The sequence below is a fragment of the Bacillus cereus group sp. BceL220 genome (genome assembly GCF_051776965.1).
In the GTDB taxonomy this organism is placed as follows: Bacteria; Bacillota; Bacilli; order Bacillales; family Bacillaceae_G; genus Bacillus_A; species Bacillus_A cereus.
This window is the reverse complement of sequence record NZ_JBPWBC010000061.1, coordinates 1-389: the sequence shown is the minus strand read 5'-3', so window position 1 is coordinate 389 and position 389 is coordinate 1. Positions and strand designations below refer to the sequence as shown.

Sequence of the window (389 nt, the reverse complement as noted above, 5' to 3'; positions counted from 1 at the left end):
CACCGTGCGGGTTCGACCCCCGCCCTCGGCACCATATGCGCCCGTAGCTCAATTGGATAGAGCGTTTGACTACGGATCAAGAGGTTAGGGGTTCGACTCCTCTCGGGCGCGTTTTCTTTCGGGAAGTGGCTCAGCTTGGTAGAGCACCTGGTTTGGGACCAGGGGGTCGCAGGTTCAAATCCTGTCTTCCCGATACTTGTTTGGGGCCTTAGCTCAGCTGGGAGAGCGCCTGCCTTGCACGCAGGAGGTCAGCGGTTCGATCCCGCTAGGCTCCACCATTAGTTCTTTGAAAACTGAACGAAACAAACAACGTGAAACGTCAATTTTTATTTTTAGATGCTAGACAAACTAACTTTATTGGAGAGTTTGATCCTGGCTCAGGATGAACG

At 52.7% G+C, this 389-nt stretch carries 3 tRNA genes; all 3 read left to right on the top strand.

The features are described 5' to 3' along the window. The first annotated feature begins 37 nt into the window (after nucleotides 1–37). The 3 genes from ACS2FK_RS30530 to ACS2FK_RS30520 all read left to right on the top strand — a co-directional run bounded on the left by ACS2FK_RS30530 (nucleotide 38) and on the right by ACS2FK_RS30520 (nucleotide 278). A tRNA-Arg gene (locus tag ACS2FK_RS30530) sits at nucleotides 38–111 on the top strand. Nucleotides 112–119: 8 nt separating this feature from the next. Next, a tRNA-Pro gene (locus ACS2FK_RS30525) sits at nucleotides 120–193 on the top strand. A gap of 9 nt (nucleotides 194–202) precedes the next feature. Beyond that, nucleotides 203–278: transfer RNA gene (locus ACS2FK_RS30520), tRNA-Ala, on the top strand. Nucleotides 279–389: the final 111 nt, after the last annotated feature.